The sequence below is a fragment of the Microbispora triticiradicis genome, from assembly GCF_005864065.1.
Classification (GTDB): domain Bacteria; phylum Actinomycetota; class Actinomycetes; order Streptosporangiales; family Streptosporangiaceae; genus Microbispora; species Microbispora triticiradicis.
This window is the reverse complement of the sequence record NZ_VANP01000015.1, coordinates 15682-36815: the sequence shown is the minus strand read 5'-3', so window position 1 is coordinate 36815 and position 21134 is coordinate 15682. Positions and strand designations below refer to the sequence as shown.

At 71.4% G+C, this 21134-nt stretch carries 21 protein-coding genes and 2 tRNA genes; 18 read left to right on the top strand and 5 right to left on the bottom strand.

The window, feature by feature from the left end; translation table 11 throughout:
• Positions 1–114: 114 nt before the first annotated feature.
• The 4 genes from FED44_RS29235 (at position 115) to FED44_RS29225 (ending at position 1806) form a co-directional block, all read left to right on the top strand.
• The gene (locus tag FED44_RS29235; protein WP_111697893.1) at positions 115–423 is read left to right on the top strand and encodes a hypothetical protein; all 309 of its coding nucleotides are present in this window, start codon (positions 115–117) and stop codon (positions 421–423) included.
• Positions 424–544: 121 nt separating this feature from the next.
• Positions 545–808: a WhiB family transcriptional regulator gene (locus tag FED44_RS29230; RefSeq protein WP_111697892.1), complete on the top strand. Its 264-nt coding sequence runs from the start codon at positions 545–547 to the stop codon at positions 806–808.
• 37 nt (positions 809–845) lie between these two features.
• On the top strand, positions 846–1028 hold the full coding sequence (locus FED44_RS36110) for a hypothetical protein (RefSeq protein ID WP_111697891.1): 183 nt from the start codon (positions 846–848) through the stop codon (positions 1026–1028).
• Positions 1029–1272: 244 nt separating this feature from the next.
• Positions 1273–1806 carry a hypothetical protein gene (locus FED44_RS29225; protein WP_138462728.1) on the top strand — a complete coding sequence of 178 codons (534 nt, stop codon included), beginning with the start codon at positions 1273–1275 and terminating at the stop codon, positions 1804–1806.
• Positions 1807–2102: 296 nt separating this feature from the next.
• Here FED44_RS29225 and FED44_RS29220 read toward each other — a convergent pair whose 3' ends face one another.
• A complete protein-coding gene (locus FED44_RS29220) occupies positions 2103–3446 on the bottom strand; it encodes an ABC1 kinase family protein (RefSeq protein ID WP_111697889.1) in 1344 nt (447 codons plus the stop codon).
• Positions 3447–3565: 119 nt separating this feature from the next.
• The gene (locus FED44_RS29215; protein ID WP_138462727.1) at positions 3566–4648 is read right to left on the bottom strand and encodes a ThiF family adenylyltransferase; all 1083 of its coding nucleotides are present in this window, start codon (positions 4646–4648) and stop codon (positions 3566–3568) included.
• Positions 4649–4848: 200 nt separating this feature from the next.
• Here FED44_RS29215 and FED44_RS29210 point away from each other — a divergent pair, with 200 nt between their 5' ends.
• Both FED44_RS29210 and FED44_RS29205 read left to right on the top strand, forming a co-directional pair.
• Positions 4849–5364 carry a M48 metallopeptidase family protein gene (locus tag FED44_RS29210; protein WP_111697887.1) on the top strand — a complete coding sequence of 172 codons (516 nt, stop codon included), beginning with the start codon at positions 4849–4851 and terminating at the stop codon, positions 5362–5364.
• Entirely contained in the window at positions 5358–5960 is a 603-nt protein-coding gene (locus FED44_RS29205) for an NTP transferase domain-containing protein (protein WP_111697886.1), read from the top strand. The genes FED44_RS29210 and FED44_RS29205 overlap by 7 nt, the downstream gene beginning before the upstream one ends.
• A 52-nt stretch (positions 5961–6012) precedes the next feature.
• On the opposite strand, the gene FED44_RS29200 is transcribed toward FED44_RS29205, so the two are convergent.
• The 3 genes from FED44_RS29200 to FED44_RS29190 all read right to left on the bottom strand — a co-directional run bounded on the left by FED44_RS29200 (position 6013) and on the right by FED44_RS29190 (position 8970).
• Complete coding sequence (locus tag FED44_RS29200) at positions 6013–7014, bottom strand: endonuclease/exonuclease/phosphatase family protein (protein ID WP_111697885.1); 1002 nt, start codon at positions 7012–7014, stop codon at positions 6013–6015.
• A gap of 71 nt (positions 7015–7085) precedes the next feature.
• Positions 7086–7628: an NUDIX hydrolase gene (locus FED44_RS29195; RefSeq protein ID WP_111697884.1), complete on the bottom strand. Its 543-nt coding sequence runs from the start codon at positions 7626–7628 to the stop codon at positions 7086–7088.
• A gap of 31 nt (positions 7629–7659) precedes the next feature.
• Positions 7660–8970: a zinc-dependent metalloprotease gene (locus FED44_RS29190; protein WP_396698539.1), complete on the bottom strand. Its 1311-nt coding sequence runs from the start codon at positions 8968–8970 to the stop codon at positions 7660–7662.
• Between the two features lie 82 nt (positions 8971–9052).
• Here FED44_RS29190 and FED44_RS29185 point away from each other — a divergent pair, with 82 nt between their 5' ends.
• The 12 genes from FED44_RS29185 to FED44_RS29130 all read left to right on the top strand — a co-directional run bounded on the left by FED44_RS29185 (position 9053) and on the right by FED44_RS29130 (position 21118).
• A complete protein-coding gene (locus FED44_RS29185; RefSeq protein ID WP_244302363.1) occupies positions 9053–10123 on the top strand; it encodes an NAD-dependent epimerase/dehydratase family protein in 1071 nt (356 codons plus the stop codon).
• Between the two features lie 59 nt (positions 10124–10182).
• Positions 10183–10608, top strand: a complete 426-nt coding sequence (locus FED44_RS29180) for a molybdenum cofactor biosynthesis protein MoaE (protein ID WP_138462725.1) — start codon at positions 10183–10185, stop codon at positions 10606–10608.
• Positions 10609–10636: 28 nt separating this feature from the next.
• Complete coding sequence (locus FED44_RS29175; RefSeq protein WP_111697881.1) at positions 10637–11686, top strand: YlbL family protein; 1050 nt, start codon at positions 10637–10639, stop codon at positions 11684–11686.
• Positions 11687–11925: 239 nt separating this feature from the next.
• The gene (locus tag FED44_RS29170; RefSeq protein WP_244302362.1) at positions 11926–14904 is read left to right on the top strand and encodes a UPF0182 family membrane protein; all 2979 of its coding nucleotides are present in this window, start codon (positions 11926–11928) and stop codon (positions 14902–14904) included.
• 83 nt (positions 14905–14987) lie between these two features.
• Positions 14988–15061: transfer RNA gene (locus FED44_RS29165), tRNA-Met, on the top strand.
• Positions 15062–15287: 226 nt separating this feature from the next.
• Complete coding sequence (locus FED44_RS29160; RefSeq protein WP_244302381.1) at positions 15288–16220, top strand: alpha/beta hydrolase; 933 nt, start codon at positions 15288–15290, stop codon at positions 16218–16220.
• Between the two features lie 109 nt (positions 16221–16329).
• Positions 16330–16839: a GNAT family N-acetyltransferase gene (locus FED44_RS29155; RefSeq protein ID WP_244302361.1), complete on the top strand. Its 510-nt coding sequence runs from the start codon at positions 16330–16332 to the stop codon at positions 16837–16839.
• Between the two features lie 148 nt (positions 16840–16987).
• The gene (locus FED44_RS29150) at positions 16988–17641 is read left to right on the top strand and encodes a DUF433 domain-containing protein (RefSeq protein ID WP_138462724.1); all 654 of its coding nucleotides are present in this window, start codon (positions 16988–16990) and stop codon (positions 17639–17641) included.
• Complete coding sequence (locus FED44_RS29145; protein ID WP_138462723.1) at positions 17622–18074, top strand: PIN-like domain-containing protein; 453 nt, start codon at positions 17622–17624, stop codon at positions 18072–18074. Before FED44_RS29150 ends, FED44_RS29145 begins: the two co-directional genes overlap by 20 nt.
• 102 nt (positions 18075–18176) lie before the next feature.
• Positions 18177–18253, top strand: a tRNA-Met gene (locus FED44_RS29140).
• A 176-nt stretch (positions 18254–18429) separates the two neighbouring features.
• A complete protein-coding gene (locus FED44_RS29135; protein ID WP_167521627.1) occupies positions 18430–19497 on the top strand; it encodes a DUF917 domain-containing protein in 1068 nt (355 codons plus the stop codon).
• Between the two features lie 67 nt (positions 19498–19564).
• On the top strand, positions 19565–21118 hold the full coding sequence (locus tag FED44_RS29130) for a hydantoinase/oxoprolinase N-terminal domain-containing protein (protein WP_138462721.1): 1554 nt from the start codon (positions 19565–19567) through the stop codon (positions 21116–21118).
• The last annotated feature ends 16 nt before the right edge of the window (positions 21119–21134 follow it).

Genomic DNA, 21134 nt, shown 5'->3' with positions numbered 1-21134 from the left:
CGGTCTGCCGCGGCGGTTTAGGGTCTTGGACAAGTCAGCCGGACGCTCCTGCCCGGCCGAGACGCACGACGAACAGTAGAGCGCAGAGAAATGGAGGTGAGTCCAGTGAGGAACATGACGACGTCCCGTGTGCTGTGGCTCGTCTCCGCGCGCCCGGCCGCCGTTGTCGCGTCGACTGTCACGCCGGCTGGAACGCCGGTGAAACTGCGGCGTGACGAGGCCGTCGCCGCCCTGGCTCCGGTGAGCGGAGTCGCGGGCTCGGCTGTCTTCGGCGCGTTCGCCGGCCGGACCGGCCACAGCACCCCCACCCACCTTCCGGTGTACGTGAACCGGCCGATGGGTGATGAGCAGATCCGCGCCGCCGCTCGCGGCGGCGCCGCCCAGGGTCCGCACCACGCCTGGAGAGAACCAGTCATACCCTGACCGGTCTCCCTCTCCGGGCCGCGGATCCGCACCAGGATCCGCGGCCCTTTTGTTTGTCGGCCACGAATCCACACCCCGCAACGAGGACACCAGACCAGAAACACTCGAAGAGGTGACGCAGATGGCGGCCCCGGTCATGGACCTGATCGAAGCCGAAATCCCCTGCCGTACCGAGCCCGACCTGTGGTTCGCCGAGTCTCCCGAGGACGTGGAGTTCGCCAAGGCGCTCTGCGGCGGCTGCCCGATCCAGAAGGCCTGCCTGGCCCGCGCGCTGGAGCGCGAGGAGCCGTGGGGCGTCTGGGGCGGAGAGCTCATCCTGCGGGGGGTCGTCGTACCCCGCAAGCGTCCCCGTGGGCGCCCGCGCAAGACCCCCGTCGCCGCCTGAACCGCACGACATCGAATCCGGAAGGAAACCGACCGAAATGAACATCGCCCCCATGACGACCATGTATCTGAATCAAGAACTGGTACACGAGCGAATACGAACCCTCCACCGCGAGGCGGAGCAGGAGCGGCTCGCCGGCCGGGTCAGGAGCGTCGAGAAGGCGCGCCGGGAAGTAGAGCGCGCGTCCCGCCGGCTGCGGTCCGCGCTGGCGCGCGTCTGACGCCGTGACCGGAGCAGAGTGAACAGAGGAGGCCCGGGCCGGGGTGACCGGCCCGGGCCTTCGCCCATATCGGGCATCTAACCCGGCCTGCCGCAAAGAATGGGTCATCGGCCGCGCAGCAGAGCGCCTGCCACGGGAGGTGCCCCGGGCCGCGGGGTATGAGCCGGACGGCCGCCGACGACGCCGGGCGGAAGCGACGGCATGTGGCGGCCAAGTGGGCAGACGAGCGGCGGACGGGATGCGGATGAGCGACAGAGCGAGAAATTTCCGCGGCCCGACCGCCAGAGCACGGCGGCCAGCCGCCACCACGATCACCGACCCGACCACCGGCCCGAGCACCGGTCCAGTCGCCGCGGGTTTGGTCGCTGCCGGTCTGATCGTCGCTGGCCTGCCGTTTCTCGCCGTGCAGCCGGTCGGCGCCGCGCAGCTCCCTCCGGGCCTGCGGACGGTTCGGCACGCCCATGCTCATGCCCGCGCTCACGGCAATGATCACGGCGGTGGGCACGGGCGCGGGGCGACCCAGAGCACCGGCGGCACCGGCACCTCGAGCTCGCCCAGCATCGGCAGCCCCGCACGGCAGGTCGCGACCGGGCGGCGCAACGTGAACGCTCCGGCTGCCAACAGCGCCGTCACGTTCGCCGGTATCCAGCAGGTGTCGAGCGTCAGCGTCTTCACCAACACCGTCAACGGCAACTGCAGGCGGGGCATCAACCGCTGCGTCATCAACCAGACGCTGCGGGCCGTCGAGGGCCGTGGCGGCCGGGCCCACGCCGGATAGAGCATTGTCCGCCACCGTTCACCGGGGTGGAGGGAGCGGAGCGGAAGGGAGCAAGGACCGCAGCTAAGGCCCAGCGAAGCGGGCTTCGCGAGGACCGGAGGTTCCTTGCGGCGCAGTGACCGACCGGGCCAGGGCAGTGACGGACCGGGCCAGGGCAGTGACGGACCGGGCCGGTCAAGTGCCTGACCAGGCCAGGGCAGCAACGGACCGGGCCAGGGCAGCGACCGACCAGGCCGGTTAAGTGCCTCACCAGGCCAGGGCAGTGACTGGCCTGGCCAGAGTTCGCGGGCGTCCCGCTAGCCGAGGGCGAGAGGGGTGGTTTCAGGGGCGCCGGGGTCGTCGGCGAAGCCGGGGACCCAGCGGACGACCTCGTCCCGGAACCTGGCGGTCGCGCCGAGTTGGCACAGCACGCCGACGCCAGCGGCGTGAACGCGGTGGATCAGCACGTAGGACGCGGGGAGGTTGAGCTGGCGGACCACGTTGTTCGGCCGTAGGTCGGCCACGTTGGCCGCCTGCTCGCGCAGCCACTCCCTGCTGAAGGTGAACTCCTCGACGCGGGTGGGTTCGACGTACGGTGCGAGGAACGCCCGCAGGGCGTCGACGTCCACCTCGATGTGCGGGCGGATGAAGCCCTCCGCGCGGAGCCCGTGCACGACGGCGTCCATGTCGCCCTGGTTGAAGATGCGGGTGAGCCTACCGAAGGCGACCGGGTGGCCGCCGGGCATCCGGTTGACGGCGCCGAAGTCCAGCACGCCGAGCCGCCCGTCCTCCATCAGCCGGAAGTTGCCGGGGTGCGGGTCGGCGTGCAGCATCCCCACCCGGGCAGGAGAGCAGAACAGGAAGCGGACGAACAGTAGGCCCGCGTGGTTGCGCTCCTCCTGTGTGCCGTCGGTGATGATCTTCGACAGCGGGGTCCCGGTCATCCACTCGGTGACCAGCACCTGCTCGTTGGCGGCGATGACCGCCGGGACCCGGAAGTCGGGGTCGTCGCGGAACTCCTCGGCGAAGGCCTGCTGTGCCTCGGCCTCCTTGAAGTAGTCGAGCTCCTCGGCCACCCGCTCCTTGAGCTCGGCCAGGACCGGTTTGAGGTCCAGGCCCGGCAGCAGCGCGCCGAACAGCTTGCCCAGCCGCGAGAGCTGGTTGAAGTCGGAGATCAGGGCCTTGCCCGCGCCGGGATACTGGATCTTCACGGCGACCTGGCGGCCGTCGTGCCACACCGCGCGGTGGACCTGCCCGATGGACGCCGCGGCGCTCGGCCTGTCGTCGAACTCCAGGAAGTTCTCCCGCCAGTCGTCGCCGAGCTGTTCGGTCAGAACCCGGTGTACGACGGAGGCGGGCAGCGGCGGCGCGGCGTCCTGCAGCTTCGTCAGTGTCGCCCGGTACGGGCCGGCGATCTCGGGCGGCAGCGCCGCCTCGAAGATCGACAGAGCCTGGCCGAGCTTCATGGCGCCGCCCTTGAGCTCGCCGAGGACCTTGAAGACCTGGTCTGCCGTGCGTCGCTGGATCTCCTGGGCGACGATCTCCGCGGAGGCGCCGCCGATCCGCCTGCCCAGTCCGAGCGCGGTACGGCCGGCGAACCCGAGGGGAAGCGTCGCGAGCTTGGCCGAGCGTGTCACGGCACCGTGGGGAACGTCACTCACTCAACCATTCTTAGCGATGGCGGGGCCTTTCGACCACAATTCCCTGTTCGTATCACCCACAGGAGCCCGGGGACGCCAACGGCGGGCGAGGATTCCGTCAGCTGTGTCTTTCATCACATTCATGGCCGATCTTCCTTGTGGAGGCCGGCGACGTCGTCGCCGAGGCAGCCGCAGCCGGGGTGGGCGGCGAGGCGGCGGTGCCGCCAGCGCCAGGCGGGCGACACCTCCGTCAGGCCGCCCGGCACGCTCCCCTCGTCGAGATACGCCAGTGCCTGGCCGGCGGCCTGCGCCGCGACCAGGCAGGACAGGGCGACGTCGCAGGCGATCTCACCGGCGGGGTAACCGCCGAGCCGGGCGCCCACCACCGGCCAGGACGGGTCCCGGTCACGGCGGGCGAGGTCGAGACACCGCAGGCAGGGCGTGAGGCCGGGGACGACGAAGGGGCCCGTCGAGCCGTACCCCTCGAAGGCGCAGGCGAGCAGGTGCGGCACGCCCGAGGCGACGATCTCGCCGACCAGCGTGGCGCTGAGCGGGATGGTCGGGGCGAGGATCACGAGGTGGGGGCGCGCGCCGCCGTCCGCCAGGCGGGAGGCGGTCCGGCCGGGCCAGGCGTTGACGCCGGGGGAGATCCGCCGGGCCGCCAGCACCGCGGCGTCCTCCCGGGACATGCCGGTGTCGCTCCGGCCGAGACCGCCCGGGACCACGTCGCCCGGCCCGGCCACGGCGGGATCGACCACGCAGATGTGGCCGACGCCGGCGGCGGCGAGCAGGGTGACGACCTGGGCGCCCACCCGGCCGGCGCCGTACACGCGGACCCGGGCCGCCCTCCTCGCGGCCAGACCGCTCACGCCGCCGTCGGAGCAGGTGAGCGAGAGCCTGTCCAGGTCGGGGCGGAGCCGGTCCCGCTCGGCCGGCGGCAGGTCGGCGAGCGGGCCGGGCCGGGTCGCGGCGTCCTCGATGAGGCCGTGGGCGGTGAGCCGGGCGACCACCTCGTGGGCGGACGCCTCGTCCAGCCCGCTGCCGGCCACCGCCTGCCCGAGCGTGCGGGTGCCGTCGAGCCCGTCGATCAGGCGGCGCACCGGTGGTTCGACACCGGTGAGGACGACGGCCCGCAGCGGGTGGACGCCGAACTGCAGCGTGCGGCCGTCCCGCTCGACCCTGCGCAGGACGGGCTTGAGGCGTGGTCGAACGGTGTGTCCCATAGTCGCCAGACCTTGGCACAGCCGGGCGCGGCCCGGCGCCGGAACGGTCGGGGCTGTGGATAATTACCGGGGTGATCGTGGTTGGTGAACATCCGCAACCCCGTAACTTCCACGCCCGCAAGGTAACGTTCGCCCGATTGACCAGGGAGAACGTGTACCACCCCCTGTGGAAATCGGCGTCTGTCGGCTACCTTTCATATGTGCCCCCCGAGACAGTCGAGGTTCGTCGGAGCGCACGACGGCGGCGAACCGTTTCCGCGTACCGCGATGGCGACAAGACCATCGTGCTGCTTCCGGCCGGTCTGAGCACGACCGACGAGGAGCAGTGGGTACGCCGCATGCTCGACCGGCTTGCGGCCAAGGAGCAGCGAAGACGTCCGAGCGACGACGACCTCCTGGAACGGGCGAGCGAGTTGTCCGCGCGCTACCTGGACGGCAAGGCCGTCCCGGCGAGTGTGCGGTGGGTGGAGAACCAGCTCCACCGGTGGGGTTCGTGCACGCCCGACCACGGCACGATCAGGCTCTCGGTGCGGCTGCGGGGCATGCCGGCCTGGGTCGTCGACTACGTCATCATGCACGAGCTCGTCCATCTGCTCGTGCCGAGTCACGGCCCGCGCTTCTGGGCGCTGGTCGAGCGCTACCCTCGCGCGGAACGTGCCAGGGGGTTCCTCGAGGGTTTCTCGATGGCGGCCAACGGTTCGACGGAGGAATGTTGACCCGCGTGGCCGCGGTGCTGGTCACCCCCGGCATGGCCGGCGCGGCTCCGCCCGGCGTGGACCCGGCCGAGTTCCTGACGGCGATGGCCGAGGACACCTACGAGATGATCGCCGGGCTCGAACTCGTGCGGCCGGTGATCCTGTCGGCCGGAGTGCCGGGGCTCGCCGAGATCGCCTGGCCGGGCACGCCGGTCCTGACGATCGGCTCGCCGACCGGCGCCTTCGCGGCGCTGGCCGCGCTGTACGAGGCCGGGGCGGAGACAGCGGACGAGGCGGTCGTCGTCAGCGGTGACGCCCCCGACCTCCCGCCGCTGCTGATCGGCAAGCTGTTCCGCGAGCTGGGCCGGGCGGACCTCGCCGTCTGCCCGGCCGAGGGCGGCGGAGCCGTGGCCGTCGCGGCCCGCCTGCCGGTCCCCGGCTGGGCCGCGCCCGATCTCGACGAGCCGGACGTCGTCGCCGCGATGCGCCGCCGGGCGCCGGGGCCGCGCATGGTCGCCACCGGTCCCGGCTGGCACCGCCTGCGGAAGCCGGAGGACGTGGCCCGCCTCGACCCCGGCCTCGAAGGCTGGGACAACACCCGCGCTCTGCTCATGTGACCGCCGGCCGGCCGGGGACCGGTAGTCCGGGCCCGGCGGGAGGCCGGTGCCGTCACAGGCGTCCGGGCAGGCGGATCTCGGCGAAGAACGCGCGGTGGTCGCTCCCCGGGACGGCGTGGACGCCGGTGTCCACGGCCACCGCCCTCCGGTCGTACAGCACGTGGTCGATCGTGATCAGCGGCGGGAACCGCCTGTTCGCGGGCCAGGTGGCCGCCAGGCCGTTCCCGGTCGCGCCGGCCGCGTCCACGTACCCGCGCGCGAGGACCGCGCGCAGCGCCGCGTGGTCGAGGCTCGCGTTGAAGTCGCCGGCCAGCACGCGTACGACGCCGGGGGAGGCGGACGGCAGCGCCGCCAGGTCGGCGGCCCACAGGGCCACGTCGCGGACGACCGGCGAGAGGGTGTGCACGTCGACGATCTCGACGGGCGGCCCGGACGGCAGGGCGATCCGGGCCCGCGGCATGTTGTGGCTGCCCTCGGGCGCGAAGTCCGGCAGCCTGGTCAGCGGGTGCCGCGAGTAGACGCCGCTGCCGGACGCCCCGGGAGCATCCTCCAGATGCCGGTACGGCAGCAGCCTCCCCAGGCCCGCGTCGTCGAGCGCCTCGACGGCCGCGGGCGTGAGCTCCTGCGTGCTGAGCACGTCCGGCTTGAGCCTGCGGACCAGGCCGACCACGGCCTCGGCGTCGCCGACCCCGTAGAAGAGGTTGGCGGTGAGAATCCGCAGCACCGGTCCGGTGGCGGAGGTGGCCGTCGGCGCCGTTCCGATCGCCCGGGGCAGGACCACGGCGGCCAGCGCGGCCGTCGTCGCGATCGCGGTGACGATCACGGCCCGGCGGCGGCCGGCCAGCGCGGCCAGGACCGCCACCGTCGACGCGGCGGCGACGTACGGCGTGCCGGTCATGAGCGCGACTCCCGCACCGGCGGCGTCGAGACCGGCCAGCCGGGCCACCGCCCACAGGGTGAACGGCGTCACCGTGAGCCACGCCAGCGGAGGGGAGACCCGCAGCATCCGGCGGGGCGGAACGACGATCTCACCGCCCACGTCCACCTTGGTCATGAACCCGACCCTAATGAACGCCGTCGAAAGCGGGCGTAACGCTGACGTGCGTGTATGGTGCGGAACGGTGCTCAGGCGCGCAGCAGGGCCAGGGAGCGGCGGACCAGCCGCCGGGTGGCCTCGTCGCTCAGCTCCGGGATCTCGTCCACCGGGAACCAGCGCAGGTCGAGCGACTCGTCGCTGATCACCGCCTCGGCCCCCGGCGGCGCGACCGCGCCGTACTCGACGTCTAGGTGCCAGCTGTGCGGTGGGTGGCACCACACCTTGTGCCGGTCGACGGCGAGCGGGCCGTCCAGCAGCACCAGCCCGGGGATGCCCGACTCCTCGGTGGCCTCGCGCAGGGCGGCCTCCCCGAGCGTGGCGTCGGACGCCTCGCAGTGCCCGCCCATCGGCAGCCACATTCCGGCCTTGGCGTGCAGGGTCAGCAGCACCCGAGCGCCGTCGTGCGAGAGGACGGCCGTCGTCGCCGTCAGGTGCGCCGGCACGCACTCGCGCCACATCGCGTCCTCGTGGGCGTCCAGGTGCGCGAGGAAGTCCGCGCGGAGCCGTTCCTCTTCCGGGGTGGGGGCCGTCCACCCGGTCAGCACGGCCCACGCGTCACGGTTCAGGCTCACCGGCGCAGCCTACCGGCCGCCGCCGGTCCCTCTATCGGTCGCGCTCCGGGCCGGGACCGGACTCACCGGACTCACCGGACTCACCGGACCCGCCGGGCTCACCCGACTCCCCGGGCTCTTCCAGGGCGGACAGGTCGAAGGCGGCGCCGCCCTTCACGAACGGCTCGGGGTTGTCGAGGTCGTCGGCCGTGGGCATCAGGTCGGGGTGGCCCCAGACGGCGTCCCGGCCGTCGACGCCGCGCTCGTCGCCGAGCGCCCTCCACAGGGCGGCCGCCTCACGGAGCCGCCTCGGCCGCAGTTCCAGTCCCACCAGCGTCGCGAAGGTCCGCTCGGCCGGTCCGCCCGTGGCGCGGCGGCGCCGTACGGTCTCGGCCAGCGCCGCGGCGGACGGGAGCTTGCCCTCGGCGGCGGCGTCCACCACCGTGGCCACCCAGCCCTCGACTAGCGCCAGCGCGGTCTCCAGGCGGGTGAGGGCGGCCTTCTGCCGCTCGGTCTCCTCGGGCTTGAGCAACTCGCCGCCGCCCAGGACCTCCTGGATCCGCTCCGGGTTGCTGATGTCCAGCCCCTGGAGCTTCTCCTCCAGCGCGGACACGTCGACCGTGATGCCCCGGGCGTACTCCTCGACTGTGCCGAGCAGGTGCGCCCGCAGCCACGGCACGTGCTGGAACAGCCGGTGGTGCGCGGCCTCGCGCAGCGCCAGGTAGAGCCGGATCTCGTCCGAGGGCGTCTCCAGGCCCTTGCTGAAGGCGGCCACGCCGCCCGGCAGCAGGGCGGCGGCGTCGGACAGCGGCAGGCCGATGTCGGAGGAGCCGACGACCTCCCGGGCGAGCGAGCCGAGGGCCTGGCCGATCTGCTGGCCGACCATCATGCTGCCCATCTGCTTCAGCATGCCCATCAGCGGCCCGGCCACGGCCTGCGCCTCCGGCGGCAGACCGGCGGCGCCGAGCGTGCCGCCCATCGTCTCCACCATCTGGGCGGCGACGGGATCGCAGAGCTGCTTCCACACTGGGATCGTCTTCTCGATCCACTCCGACCGGCTCCAGGCCTGGGGCGCCGTCACACCGCCGGGCAGCGGGGTCACCTCGTTCAGCCAAAGGTCGGCCAGGTTGAGGGCCTCGGCGATCTGCCGCCGCTCGCCCTCCATGACGCTCGGATCACCCTCGGCGACCACGGCGTGCCGTGCGATGTTCTTCGCCATGTCCCAGTTGACGGGCCCGGCCTCCGGCGAGGCCGACAGCATGTCGGCGAACTGCCGCATGGCCGCGGCCATCTGCTCCGGGCTGCCGAACATGGCGAACGGATTGTCGTTGGGGTCGTTTTCGCGACCTGGCAGGTCAGTCACCGCGCCACCTCGTGCAGGATGGAGGAGTCCACATCCGCCACGTTAGCCGCCGTGGGGCGGATCAGTGCAAAGTGAGGACCTCGTGCCTACCTCGAAACGCCTGCGTCCCCCCGTCGTCGCGGTCACGGGCGCCGCCTCCGGTCTCGGCCGTGCGTTCCTCGCGAAAGTGGCCTCGTCTGCGGATTTCCGCCGCGTGGTGGCCATCGACGAGCAGCGCGGAGACGTCCAGGACGTCACCTGGCGAGTCCTCGACATTCGTGATCCGCTCTTGGCGAACCGGATCTCCGACGTGGACGTCCTGGTGCATCTCGGCGCGGACGAGTCGCTCGACACCGACGCCGCCGAGCGCCGGCGCTACAACATCCGGGCGGCCCAGACCGTGCTGACGGCCTGCGCGGCGGCGCGGGTGCGCCGGGTCGTGCTGGTGACGAGCGCGATGGTGTACGGCGCCGCCGCCGACAACCCGGTCCCGCTACAGGAGGACGCCCCGGTCGCGGCGGAGCCCGACACCGGCCTGGTGGGCGACCACCTGGAGATCGAGGCACTGGTACGGCGGTCGCTGCGGGCGCATCCCGGCCTGGAGGTGACCGTGCTGCGGCCCGCCGCCCTGGTGGGGCCGGGCGTCGACACCGTCATCACCCGCCACTTCGAGGCGCCCCGGCTGCTGGTGGTGAAGGGCTGCCTGCCCCGCTGGCAGTTCTGCCACGTCGACGACCTGGTGTCGGCGCTGGAGGCCGCCGCGCTCGGCCGGGTCTCCGGGGTGGTGGCGGTCGGCTCGGAGGGCTGGCTGGAGATGGACCAGGTGGAGGAGATCTCGGGCCTCAAGAGGTTCGAGCTCCCGGCAGGGGTGACGTTCGGCACCGCGCAGCGGCTGCACCGGCTTGGCATCACCCCGACCGCGGCCACCGACCTGCACTACGTCGTCTATCCCTGGGTGGTCGACGGCGTGGCGCTGCGGGAGGCGGGCTGGAAACCGGCCTGGTCCAACGAGGCGGCCCTGCGCGAACTGCTCGAACTGGTCGAGGGCAGGCACGCCGTCGTCGGCCGCCGCCTGTCGGGCAAGGAGGCCACGATCACCGCCGCCGGCGCGACCGTGGCGGTCATCGGCACCGCCGCGATCGTCCGCGCCGCCCGCCGCAAGCGCCGTACCTGATCCCTGGCCGGTGGTCCCGGTCCCCGGTCACGTGAGGTTCACGTACTACCCTCGGGACGGTGGACGTCATCCGATTGCTGGGGATCCGGGACACCCCCCTGTCCGTCGACGAGGTGCTGGGCGCCGTCGAGGACCACGCGGCCGGAGGTACGGCGGTCTTCGTCGGGACGGTGCGCGAGCAGGACGGCGGCAGGCCGGTGACGCTCCTGTCGTACTCGGCGCACCCGTCCGCCGAGGAGCACCTGCGCAGGGTCGCGGAGAAGGTGGCCGCCGATCATCAGGTGACGGCGCTGGCGGCGGTTCACCGGGTGGGCGACCTGAGGCTCGGCGAGATCGCCGTGGTCGTGGCCGCCGCCTGCCCGCACCGCGCCGAGGCGTTCGACGCGTGCCGAAGGCTGATCGACGATCTCAAGCGCGAGGTGCCCATCTGGAAGCACCAGGTGTTCGCCGACGGCGGCGCCGAATGGGTCGGTGCCTGCGAATAGAGCGGTCCGGAACGCATAGAGTTCGTCCATGTCCCGACGCGCTCTGACCCTGCTGGTCGCGGGTTTCCTCACGCTCGCGTTCGCGGTGATCGGCGCCATGGTCCCGGTGCCGTACGTAGTGCTGAGCCCCGGGCCGACGGAGAACACGATCGGGGACGTCAAGGGCAAGCCGGTCATCTCGATCTCGGGGCATGAGACGTACCCGACGCAGGGCAGGCTGAGCATGGTCACCGTCGCCTACCAGGGCGGGCCGGGCAACCGCCTCGACCTGGTCACCGCGCTGCGCGGCTGGCTCGACCCCACGGTCGCGGTGGTGCCGGAGGAGACGCTGTTCCCCAAGACCTCCACGCCGAAGGAGGTGGAGGAGCAGAACACCCAGGAGATGACCGACTCGCAGCAGTGGGCCACCGCCGCCGCGCTGAACGCGCTGAAGATCCCCATCGAGAAGACCGTCACGGTCGTCTCGACCAACAAGGGGACGCCCGCCGACGGGAAGCTCAAGCCCGGCGACGAGATCACCGCGGTGGACGGCGCCCCGGCGACCGCGCTGGACTCCGTCGCGGGAGCCGTCCGCAGGCACAAACCAGGCGAGCAGGTGACGTTCAGCGTCAAGCGTGGGGGGTCGGAGACGCAGATCCCGGTCTCCACCATCGCCGGCAAGGACGGCACGACGATCGTGGGCGTCCAGATGCGGTCGAGCTCCTACCGGTTCCCCTTCAAGGTCGACATCAGCGTCGGCGACATCGGCGGGCCCAGCGCCGGGCTGATGTTCTCGCTGGGCATCTACGACAAGCTGACCCCGGGGGCGCTCACCGGCGGCATGTCCATCGCCGGCACCGGCACGATCCAGCCCGACGGGATAGTCGGCCCCATCGGCGGGATCGAGCAGAAGATGGTCGGCGCGCGGCGGGCGGGCGCCACGGTGTTCCTCACCCCCGCGGACAACTGCGCCGACGCCGTCAAGGCCGTGCCCGAGGGGCTGCGCCTGGTGCGGGCCGACACCCTCGAAAGCGCGGTCAAGGCCATCGACGCGCTGCGTGACCACTCGGGCGACGTGCCCTCCTGCCCCGCGGGCTGAGCGTGCGGCGGGCGCGTGGGCGGCTGACCTGGCCCTTCCGCTCCCGTCCCGCGTTCGTCACGTGGCGACGGGGCGCCACCATAACGATCAGATCCGTTACCGCGGGCACGCTCCCCGCGGTGTAGGTTTCCAAGCACGGACCGTTTGCGCCGCGACAATCTGACACCCATCTGAGTTTCCGACAATCCGAGACAAGGGGTTGAGCGTTGAGCTTCCGGAGCCCCGGAGCCGGACGGGCGGTGCGCTTGCCCCGACGGCCGCGCCTGCTGATACCCGTACTGATCGCCGTGGTGGCGATCGTCGTATTACTGCTCGTCTTCGCGGGGATCTACACCGACTACCTCTGGTACGACTCGGTGCACTTCTCCTCGGTGTTCTCCACGATGCTGCTCACGCAGGTGCTGCTGTTCGTCGTGGGTGCCGCCCTGATGCTGGCCATCGTGGGCGGCAACATGGTGCTCGCGCACCGCACCCGCCCGATGTTCGGCCCGGGGATGTTCGGCGCGCCGCAGGGCGCCGACCGCTACCGGGTGGCCCTCGACCCGCACCGGCGGCTGGTCTTCCTGGTCGGCATGGGCGTCCTCGCCCTGTTCACCGGATCGTCCACGGCCGGGCAGTGGAAGACCTGGCTCCTTTTCGCCAACGCCACGCCGTTCGGCCAGAAGGACGCCCAGTTCGGGCTCGATCTCTCGTTCTTCATGTTCACGTATCCGTTCCTGCGGATGCTGCTGAACTTCCTGTTCACCGCCGTGATCCTGTCGATCATCGCGGCCACCGCCGTGCACTACCTGTACGGCGGCTTCCGCATCTCCTCGCCCGGAGGGGTGCACGCCACCCGGGCCGCCCGGGTCCACCTGTCGGTGCTGCTCGGCGTGTTCGTCCTGTTGAAGGGCGCGGCGTACTTCCTCGACCGGTACAGCCTGGTCTTCTCCGACCGGGGCAAGGTCTTCGGCGCCTCCTACACCGACGTGCACGCCGTGCTCCCGGCCAAGGGGATCCTCGCGGCCATCTCCATCATCTGCGCGCTGATCTTCTTCGCCGGCGTCATCCGGCCCGGCGGGATGTGGCCGGGAGCGGCGTTCGGGCTCCTCGTCCTGTCGGCCGTGCTGATCGGCACCGTCTATCCCTCGCTGGTCGAGCAGTTCCAGGTGCGGCCGAACCAGCAGAGCAAGGAGCAGGCGTACATCCAGCGCAACATCGACGCGACCCGGAAGGCGTACGGCGTCGATACGGCGAAGGTCACGGAGTACAGCGCCAAGACCGACACCGACGCCTCCGTGCTGCAGACCGAGGCGTCGGCCATCCCCGGGATGCGCCTGCTCGACCCCAGCCTGCTGTCGCCGACCTTCCAGCAGAAGCAGCAGGTCCGCGGCTACTACCAGTTCCCCGAGCAACTCGACATCGACAGATACACGGTCGACGGCAAGCTGCGCGACACCGTCGTGGCGGTCCGGGAGATCGGCCTCCCGCCGGAGGGCCAGCGCAACTGGATCAACAGCCACCTCGTCTACACGCACGGCTTCGGCTTCGCCGCCGCGCCCGGCAACAAGGTGGACAGCAGCGGTCTGCCGGTCTTCAGCGAGAAGGACATCCCGCCGGTCGGCGACCTCGGCGACTACGAGCCCCGCGTCTACTTCGGGGAGCACTCGCCCGACTACTCGATCGTCGGCGGCCCGAAGTCGGCCAAACCGATCGAGCTCGACTACCCCCAGCAGGGGCAGCAGGGCGACGACCGGCAGAACACCACGGGCCAGGTCAACAACACCTACGAGGGCAAGGGCGGCGTCTCGGTCGGCAACTTCTTCCGCCGCCTCCTCTACGCCGTGAAGTACGGCGAGACCAACCTGCTGCTGAACTCCAATATCAACTCCGAGTCGCGCATCCTCTACAACCGTGAGCCGGTGGAGCGCATCCAGCAGGTCGCGCCGTTCCTCACGCTGGACCGCGACCCGTACCCGTCGGTGGTGGACGGGCGCATCGTCTGGATCGTGGACGCGTACACGACCTCCGACTCCTATCCCTACTCCGAGCGCAAGAGCCTGGAGTCGCTGACGACGGACGTGCAGAGCAGCCGGCTCGGCGTGCCGCAGGTGCCCAGGGACGAGATCAACTACATCCGCAACTCGGTGAAGGCCACCGTGGACGCCTACGACGGCACGGTCACGCTCTACGCCTGGGACGAGAAGGACCCCGTCCTCCAGACCTGGCGGAAGGCCTTCGGCGGCGTCGTCAAGCCGGCCTCGGAGATCAGCCCGGACCTGCGCAACCACCTGCGCTACCCGGCCGACCTGTTCAAGGCCCAGCGGGAGATCCTGACCTCCTACCACGTCACCGACGCCAACGCGTTCTTCGGCGCGCAGGACTTCTGGAAGGTCCCCGAGGACCCGGCGACCCAGAAGAGCAAGCAGCCGCCGTACTACGTGACGATGAAGATGCCGGGCAGCGACACCGAGCGGTTCTCGCTGACGACCACGTTCGTGCCCAACCAGCGGCAGAACATGGCGGCGTTCATGGCGGTCGACGCGACCGCCGCGACACCGAACCCGCGACTGGAGATCCTCCAGTTGCCGAGCACGACCCCGGTGCAGGGTCCGCCGCAGGCGCAGAACCTGTTCGAGTCGAACCCCACGGTCTCGGAGCGGCTCAACCTGCTGCGCGGCACCGCCGGCGCGACCGACGTGCTGTACGGGAACCTGCTCACGCTGCCGTTCGGCGGTGGCCTGCTCTACGTCGAGCCGGTCTACATCCAGCCGCGTGCGGAGAGCTCGGGCAAGTATCCGACGCTGCGCAAGGTCCTCGTGCTGTTCGGCGAGAAGGTCGGCTTCGGCGACAACCTGAGCGAGGCGTTGCAGCAGGTGTTCGGCGGCACCGTGGCCACGCCGCCGGAGCAGACGCCCGACCAGCAGCCCAACCAGCCGCCGGACCAGGTCGCCCAGCCGCCGGCGAACTCCTCGGCACTCGCGTCCGCGCTCGACCGGGCGGAGCGGGCGTTCCAGGACTCGCAGAAGGCGCTGTCGGACACCCCGCCCGACTGGAAGGCGTACGGCGACGCGCAGAACGCGCTCAAGAAGGCGCTGGACGACCTGGCCAAGCTCAAGGTGGCAACGCCGTCGTCGACGGCGACCCCGGCCCCGAGCGGGAGCGCCGCACCGAGTGCGAGCGCGAGCCCGAGCGGCGGTCCCTCGGCCGCCGCTCCCACCCCGGCGCCGAGCGGCTGAACCGGTCCGGAGCCTCGCGCCCACCGCGGCGCGAGGCTCCGGTTTGCCTCCCGGCCCGTGGCGGGATAGTCTCGTAGAGCCGACGCGGGGTGGAGCAGCTCGGTAGCTCGCTGGGCTCATAACCCAGAGGTCGCAGGTTCAAATCCTGTCCCCGCTACTCAAGTCGAAGGCCCGGTGCCCGGAAACGGACACCGGGCCTTCGCGTTGTGCGGAGTCCGCGAGGTTGATCGTCACCCCGGACGCCTTCGATGGTGATATGTCCCGATTATCCACATTTGTGTGCGTCGGTTAGCGTATGCGGCGTACTGGACACTGAGTCGGATGACGCGCGCCCTGGGCGGCTTGTCCTCCTGCTGTGGCCGTCGATCGTGAGAACGAGGAGTATCCCCTTGAGCAGTCCCGTCCTGGAACCCGCGGCGCAGGCGTTCGTGGAGGCCACCGCGAACCCGCCCTACCTGTTCGACCTCGGACCGGTGGACGGCCGCAAGACGGTGGACGAGGTGCAGAGCCCGGAGATCGAGGTGCCCGGGACCGAGAAGGAGAGCCTGGGCGCGGTGACGGTCTTCCGGCCCACCGGGGTGGCCGGACCCCTTCCGGTCGTGCTCTACATCCACGGCGCGGGCTGGGTGTTCGGCAACGACCACACGCACGACCGTCTCGCCCGTGAACTGGCGCTCGGCGTCGGCGCCGCCGTGGTGTTCGTCAACTACAGCCTCTCGCCCGAGGCGCGCTATCCCGTCGCCACCGACGAGAACTACGCCGCCCTGCGCTGGGTGGCCGAGCACGGCGCCGAGCACGGGCTCGACCCGGCCCGCATCGCCGTCGCCGGCGACTCGGTCGGCGGCAACATGACCGCGTCGCTCACCCTGACGGCGAAGGAACGCGGCGACGTGCGACTGGCCGGTCAGGTGTTGTTCTACCCTGTCACCGACGCGAGCTTCGACACGGGCTCCTACCACCAGTTCGCCGAGGGCTACTTCCTCCGGCGGGACGCGATGCAGTGGTTCTGGGACCAGTACACGACCAGCGAGGAGCAGCGGGCCGAGATCACCGCGTCTCCGCTGCGGGCCACCGCCGAGCAGCTCGCCGGTCTGCCGCCCGCCCTCGTCATCACGGCGGAGGCGGACGTGCTGCGCGACGAGGGCGAGGCCTACGCGGCGAAGCTGCGCGAGGCGGGCGTGCCCGTCACCGCGGTCCGTTATCTCGGCGTCATCCACGACTTCGTCATGCTGAACGCCCTGCGTGACACCCACGCCGCCGGGGCGGCCATCGCCCAGGCCGTCGCGTTCCTGCGCGGCGTGCTCGCGCAGCCCTGATCGCCTCGGTCGCGGCTTCGCGCCGCTGAAGCCGAAGGCCCGGTGCCCCGGGAACGGGCACCGGGCCTTCGCGTTGCCAGGAGCACGCGGGGTTCTCTAGCGTCGTGGTGTGAGTGGAGTGTTGACGGTCACCGAAGCCACGCCCGAGGACGGGGACGTGGTCGGCGAGATCCACGCGGAGTCGTGGCAGGCGGTCTACGTGGGGTTCTTCTCCCCGGAGTTCGCCGCGGAGGCGATCAGGCATCGGCGTGGCAAATGGCGTGACGTGCTTCTCCAGAAGAGGGACACCGTCCTGCTCGGCGCGCTGGACGGCCGGCCGCTCGCCTTCACCTACTTCGGCTCCTCGCCGGCACGGCCGGAGGCCGCGGAGATCTTCGGCTGCTACGCCCATCCGGACGGCTGGGGAACCGGTGTCGCCAACGCGCTGATGGCCGCGACCCTGCGCAGGATCGGCGAACAGGGCTTCGGCCGGGCCCACCTCTGGACGCTCCGGGACACCCCGCAGGCGCGCCGGTTCTACCGGAAGAGCGGCTTCACCGAATCGGGCGCGATCCGCGACCACGACTTCGGCGACGGCAACCCCATCGAGCAGGTCGAGTACGAGTTGTCTCTCCCCTGACCCCGGAAGTGGCCACACGAGACGCGGGATGGTGCCGTGACCGGCCACCACGCCGATGGAACCTCGGGAAGAGCGTGAACAGTCGAAAGATCTTTGAAATGATGGCCGGGTACCGTTCCGCGTGGCCCGGGTGGAGGGGGTGAGGCGAGTGTCCTACAGCCCGAAGCTCGCCGCGGCGCTGTCGGGCGCCACACTTCGCCAGCTCGCCCACTGGCGGAAGGCGGGCTCGCCCCGCGGGGCCCTCCTCGTTCCTGAAATTTCCGCTGTCCGCCCTGTCCTGTACTCGTTCAGAGACGTGATGGCGTTGCGAACCTGCGTCAAGTTGCGCAATGACGCTTCGCTGCAGAAGATCAGAAGGGCGCTGGACACGCTCCGCGACGATCTGGGAGAGCGCGATCACCTCTCGGCGTACCGTCTGGTCGCGGATGGCAGCAGCATCTACCTGGCGGAGCCGGCCCAGGCCGTCGACCTCGTCTGCAGGAAGAAGAACATCGTCATCCACGAGATGGTGGACGTCCTGCAGCCGTTCTACCGCGATGGGCGTCATATCCCCGACCTCCTGCGGCCCCGTGATCACATGACGGTGGATCCGGCGGTCAGGGGCGGGATTCCAGTGATCGAGGGCACAAGGGTGCCCTATGACGAGGTCGCCGCGCTTCTGCGGGACGGTGTTCCCGCTGATCGGGTTCCCGACTATTACCCGAGTGTCACGGCTACGGCCGCGCTGGAGGCTGCGGACTTCGCCAACTATGTCGACAGTTACGACCCGCCCAGAGGACCACGTGAGGCTGCTGCTGGATGAGAACGTCCCCAAGCCGCTCCAGCAGGCCCTCACTGCTTTCGTCCTGAACCACGAGATCGTTCATCTGCTCGATCTTCATGGCTGGTCCGGAACCCGCGACGAGAGCCTCTATCCGCGTGCGGCCGCCGAGGGATTCCACGCGGTCGTGACAAACGACGGGCGGCAGATGCAGCGGCCAAGGGAGGTCGCGGCCATCGCGGCCTCAGGTCTGCACCGGATCGAGTACCCCCATAGGCACCAGGGGCTGGCAGGGATGGGAATCGCCATCGCTACGGTTGCCGCGGGGCTCCCCGGTGCCTTGGCTCTGTTACAGGAGGCGGACGGGCAGAGGCTGATCGCACTGCGGAGTATCGATCCCACATCGAAGGCTCGGCTGCATGTGATCGACCCCCTGGCGAATCCGCCCAAGTTCTGGGTCTCTTCCGCAGGGTGATCCGCGCGGCCGGCGAACTTCGCGCTCGGTGCCGCGCGCATCGTCCGGGGGGAAACGATTTGGTGTTGGCTGCGCGGGGTGGGTAACATGGAGACACAACGACGCGGGGTGGAGCAGTTCGGTAGCTCGCTGGGCTCATAACCCAGAGGTCGCAGGTTCAAATCCTGTCCCCGCTACCAAGTTCGAAGGCCCGGTCTCCGGAAACGGAGGCCGGGTCTTTGCTTTGTGCCGATGCCACGGCCGGATGTGCCGGCACGGTCGTTTTTCCGGGTTTGTCGTGGGGCGACAACATTCTGGTGATAGATGTCGCACTGTGACATTGAGGCGGCACCCCCCGGTAGTGAAGGCTCCCCGCATGCAGGCCCGCATCACCTTGGAGGACGTCGCCGCCCTGGCCCGGGGCTGCGCCGTGCTCGGCACCGGCGGCGGCGGTGACGTGCGCCCCGGCGCCATCGCCGCCCGGCGCGCGATCCGCGAGCACGGCGAGGTGCCGCTCGTGTCCCTGGACGAACTGCCCGATGACGCCCTCGTGCTGCCGTTGTCGGGCATCGGCGCGCCGACGGTCAGCCACGAGATGATCCACGGCGAGGACGAACCGGTACGGATCGCCGAGGAGGTCGAGCGGATCTTCGGCCGGCCGCCGGCCGCCGTGATGTCCTCGGAGATCGGCGGTGGCAACGGGGTCGCGCCGGTCGCCTGGGCGGCGCGGCTCGGCCTGCCGCTGCTCGACGCCGACGCCATGGGCCGGGCGTTCCCCGAGGTCCAGATGGTCTCGATGTACGTGGCGGGCATCCCGGCCGACCTCGTGGTCATGGCCGACGTCGCCGGCAACGTCGTGACGATCCGGCCGGTCGACGGACTGTGGTCGGAGCGGATCGCTCGGGCCGTCTGCGTGGCGGCGGGGTCGAGCGCGCTGATGGCCGACTACGTGCTGACCGCCCGCGAGTGCGCGGGAGCGGTGATCGAGGGAACGGTGAGCCGGGCGATCGCGGTGGGCCGGGCGACCGAGGGCGCCGCCGACCCGCTCGCCGCCCTCACCGCCGAGCTGGGCGCCGTACGGCTGCTCACCGGCAAGCTGGCCGATCTCGACCGCCGGACCACCGGCGGCTTCGCCCGCGGCACGGCGACGGTCGAGGGCACCGGCGACGACCGGGGCAGGACGCTGATCCTGGAGATCCAGAACGAGAACCTCGTCGCCCTGGAGGACGGCCGGGTCCGGGCCATGGTGCCCGACCTGATCACGGTGGTCGACACCCAGACGGCGACGGCGGTCCAGACCGAGGCGCTGCGGTACGGCCAGCGGGTCACCGTGCTCGCCTGGCCCTGCGATCCCCTGTGGCGTACGCCCAAGGGCCTGGAGACGGCGGGCCCGCGCGCCTTCGGCTACGACCTCGACTACCTGCCGGTGGAGAAGATCGCATGAGCGAGCGAATCGGTGACCGCGGCGCGGTGCGCGCATGCGACTCCGAGCCGTCGGGCGAGGAGGTGGCATGAGCGCGAGCCTGCGCGTCGGGATCGACGTGGGCGGCACCAACACCGACGCGGTGGTGCTGGACGACGACGACCGGGTGCTGGCCACGGCCAAGCGCCCCACCAGCCCTGACGTCACCGAGGGCCTGCGCGCGGCGCTCGACGCGGTCCTCGCCGGGCTGCCCGACCCGCGCCTGGTCACCCGGGTGATGCTCGGCACCACCCACGCGACCAACGCGATCCTGGAGCGGCGGGCGCTCGGCCGGGTCGCCGTGCTGCGTCTCGGCGCTCCCGCGACCACGTCCGTGCCGCCGCTCAGCGAGTGGCCGGACGACCTGCGCGACACCGTGGCGGCCGGGACGGCGATCGTCCGGGGCGGTTACTTCGTCGACGGAAGCGAGATCGCCCCCCTGGACGAGGACGCGGTGCGGAGGTTCGTGGCCGGCACGCCCGCCGACGCGGTCGCCGTCACCGGCGTGTTCAGCCCGGCGAGCGCCGACCAGGAGAACCGGGTCGCCGAGATCATCCGGGGCGAGATCGGCGACGTGCCGGTGAGCCTCAGCCACGAGATCGGCTCGCTCGGCCTGCTGGAGCGCGAGAACGCGACCGTGCTCAACGCCGCGCTGTACGGCGTGGCGCGCGACGTCACCGCCGCGCTGCGCGAGGCCCTGGAGGCGAGGGGCCTGGAGGTGGAGACGTACTTCGCGCAGAACGACGGCACGCTGATGGCGGTCGGCTACGCCGCGCGCTACCCGGTGCTCACCATCGGCTCGGGCCCGGCCAACTCGCTGCGCGGCGCGGCGTACCTGTCGGGCGTCGCCGACGCGATCGTCGCCGACGTCGGCGGCACCTCGACCGACCTCGGCGTGCTCGTGGGCGGCTTCCCCCGGGAGTCGGCCGCGGCGGTCGAGATCGGCGGCGTCGCGACGAACTTCCGGATGCCCGACATCCTGTCGATCGCGCTCGGCGGCGGCACGATCGTCGGTGCGGAGCCGCGTTCGGTGGGCTACCGCATCGGCGCCGAGGCCCTCGTCTTCGGCGGCTCCACGCCGACCATGACCGACGCGGCCGTGGCGGCCGGGCGGGGCGTGGTCGGCACCCACCCCGTCCCCGGGGAGTGGCGCGACAGGCTGGAGCGGGCCGTACGCGCCGCCGACGAGGCCGTCGCGGACGCGGTGGACCGAGTGGCGCTGGGCCGTTCGCGTCCGGGCCGGGCCGACCGGCCGCTCGTGGCGGTCGGCGGCGGCGCGTTCCTGCTGGCCGAGCGGGTGCCGGGGGCGCGCGAGGTGATCCGGCCGGAGCACGCGGAGGTCGCCAACGCCGTGGGGGCGGCCATCGCGCTCGCCAGCGGGCGGATCGAGACGATCATCCCCGCTGCGGGGGGCGGGAGCGCCAGGACTAGATTGATCGACAACGCCAAGGAGGAGGCGGCCGCGAGGGCCGTCGCCGCCGGGGCCGACCCCGAGTCTGTCCAGATCGTCGAGCTCAGCGAGATCCCCCTCAGCTACCTGCCTGAGCCCGCGGTGCGCCTGCACGTCAAGGCCGCCGGCCCTCTCGCCCGGCTGGCCGGATAGGAAAGGAACCCCCCTC

What these genes read in the sequence shown, in the direction of transcription:
- FED44_RS29235 (WP_111697893.1), top strand. Translation starts at nt 115, where the DNA reads ATGACGACGTCCCGTGTGCTGTGGCTCGTCTCCGCGCGCCCGGCCGCC.
- FED44_RS29230 (WP_111697892.1), top strand. Translation starts at nt 545, where the DNA reads ATGGCGGCCCCGGTCATGGACCTGATCGAAGCCGAAATCCCCTGCCGT.
- FED44_RS36110 (WP_111697891.1), top strand. Translation starts at nt 846, where the DNA reads ATGAACATCGCCCCCATGACGACCATGTATCTGAATCAAGAACTGGTA.
- FED44_RS29225 (WP_138462728.1), top strand. Translation starts at nt 1,273, where the DNA reads ATGAGCGACAGAGCGAGAAATTTCCGCGGCCCGACCGCCAGAGCACGG.
- FED44_RS29215 (WP_138462727.1), bottom strand. Translation starts at nt 4,648, where the DNA reads ATGGGACACACCGTTCGACCACGCCTCAAGCCCGTCCTGCGCAGGGTC.
- FED44_RS29205 (WP_111697886.1), top strand. Translation starts at nt 5,358, where the DNA reads ATGTTGACCCGCGTGGCCGCGGTGCTGGTCACCCCCGGCATGGCCGGC.
- FED44_RS29200 (WP_111697885.1), bottom strand. Translation starts at nt 7,014, where the DNA reads ATGACCAAGGTGGACGTGGGCGGTGAGATCGTCGTTCCGCCCCGCCGG.
- FED44_RS29175 (WP_111697881.1), top strand. Translation starts at nt 10,637, where the DNA reads ATGTCCCGACGCGCTCTGACCCTGCTGGTCGCGGGTTTCCTCACGCTC.
- FED44_RS29135 (WP_167521627.1), top strand. Translation starts at nt 18,430, where the DNA reads ATGCAGGCCCGCATCACCTTGGAGGACGTCGCCGCCCTGGCCCGGGGC.
- FED44_RS29130 (WP_138462721.1), top strand. Translation starts at nt 19,565, where the DNA reads ATGAGCGCGAGCCTGCGCGTCGGGATCGACGTGGGCGGCACCAACACC.